Genomic DNA, 2,214 nt, shown 5'->3' on the forward strand with positions numbered 1-2,214 from the left:
GGGCGATCGAAGGACTGATCCGGTCGAACGTGCTCGATGCCACCACTCGCAAGCAGCGTACGGCCATTGCAGACGCAAACTTCCGGCAGGCTCAACTGAGCGCCGTGAACGACACACTCGCACTGGCCAATCAGACGCGGAAGGCATGGGTCGATGCCGTAGCCGCCTTCGAGGCTGTGAGTTATCTGCGCCGTGCGAAAGCGACCTCTGACGCCGGATCGGAATTGGCTATGAGGCTGGGCGAGACCGGCGCGCTCAACACAGCCGGGCAGGCCCGTGAACAGGCATTCAATGCCGAACTCGCCGGACAACTTGCCCAGGCACGCTTGAATGCTACCCGGTCCAAAGAGCGGCTGACCAGGCTCATGGGGCTGTGGGGCACCGAAGTCGACTATTATGTGCCCGATGCCCTTCCTGCGCTGCCGCGTTCCGTCGGCCGTGTGACTGACATCGAAGCGAAGGCATTGCGAAATCGGGTTGATCTGCGCGTTGCCAAACTTGGCCTGGAAGCACAGGCCAAGGCGTTTGGTCTGACTGATCAGACTCGCATTATCAGCGATCTCGAATTCATTGCCGGGTTCGAAGCGGAGCGGGAAATTGAGGACGGAGAAACGGAGACCGTGACCACCCCTCAGGTGGAGGTGGAGTTCGCAATCCCGATCTACGACACCGGGAAGGCACGGATGCGCAAGGCGGAATTGTCGTATCTGCAAGCAGCCAACGTGCTGGCAGAGAGAGCCGTCAACGTCCGCTCCGAAGCGCGTGGTGCTGAAGCCTCTTATCATGCGTCATATAAGATCGCCCGCCACTACCGCGACGTTCTGGTGCCGCTACGCACGACCGTCGAAGAAGAGGGTCTGCTGTCCTATAACGGCATGATCACCAACACTTTCGAGCTGCTGACAGACGTGCGCGAGAAACTTGGCGCATCACTGGAAGCGGCAAACGCAAAACGCGAATTCTACATGGCACAGGCTGATCTGACCGCTGCGATCTATGGCGGCGGCGAAGGCGGTGGCGGTGCTGGTGGAGAAGGCGCGACACTTGCCGCCGGTGGCGGCGCAGGACACTGAAAGGAACTGACATGCTAAATAGACGTCAATTACTCGGAGCCGGCGCGGCAGGTGCAACGCTGGTATCTTCGAAAGCCTGGGGTCAAACCCTGAACATGGGCCTGCCCGAAGCTGCCCAAATGGATAGCGCAGCAACGGCGATCACGGCGCGTCCCAATTCCGGGCCGGACTACACACCTGTGGTCACATTGAACGGGTGGACCCTGCCGCACCGGATGAACAACGGGGTGAAAGAATTTCACCTCGTGGCCGAACCGGTAGAACGCGAGCTTGCCGACGGCATGATCGCGCATTTGTGGGGCTACAACGGCCAATCCACCGGCCCGACGATCGAAGCAGTCGAAGGCGACCGGGTGCGCATCTACGTCACCAATAAGCTGCCGGAAGGCACAACGGTGCACTGGCACGGGCTCATTCTTCCTTCAGGCATGGATGGGGTCTCCGGATTGAGCCATCCAAGCATCCCGCCGGGCAAAACCTTCGTCTACGAATTCGACTTGGTGAAGTCCGGAACGTTCATGTACCACCCCCACGGCGATGAAATGACCCAGATGGCGATGGGGATGATGGGCATGTTCGTGGTCCACCCCAAGGATCCCACATTCATGCCGGTGGATCGTGATTTCCTGATCATGCTGAATGCTTTCGACATCGATCCGGGTACCTATGTACCCCGCATCATGACGATGACGGATTTCAACCTTTGGACCTGGAACAGCCGGATCTTCCCCGACATCGATCCGCTGGTCGTGAACAAGGGCGACCGGGTGCGAGTACGGGTTGGGAACCTTACGATGACGAACCACCCGATCCATATGCACGGCTATGACTTCAAGGTCACCTGCACGGATGGCGGCTGGGTGCCGCCTGAAGCACAGTGGCCGGAGGTCAGCATCGACATTCCCGTAGGTGCGATGCGCGCCTACGAATTCGTCGCCGATCATCTGGGAGATTGGGCGATCCATTGCCACAAATCGCACCATACGATGAACGCCATGGGCCATGACGTGCCGACGTTCATCGGGGTGAACAAGAAGCCGCTGACCCAGAAGATCCGTCAATTCCAGCCGGAATACATGCCGATGGGCATGTCCGGCATGGGCGACATGGCAAAAATGGAAATGCCGCTACCCGACAATAC

The 2,214-nt window shown here is 59.2% G+C and carries 2 protein-coding genes; both read left to right on the forward strand.

All coding sequences use genetic code 11. The features are described from left to right. On the forward strand, positions 1-1,073 hold a 1,073-nt coding region (locus BFV97_RS17665), incomplete at its 5' end, for a TolC family protein (RefSeq protein WP_069301699.1). 11 nt (positions 1,074-1,084) lie between these two features. Next, the coding region (locus BFV97_RS17670) for a multicopper oxidase family protein (RefSeq protein WP_108721714.1) at positions 1,085-2,214 on the forward strand (1,130 nt) is incomplete at its 3' end.

Source organism: Neptunicoccus sediminis, from assembly GCF_001719615.1.
GTDB lineage: Bacteria > Pseudomonadota > Alphaproteobacteria > Rhodobacterales > Rhodobacteraceae > Amylibacter > Amylibacter sediminis.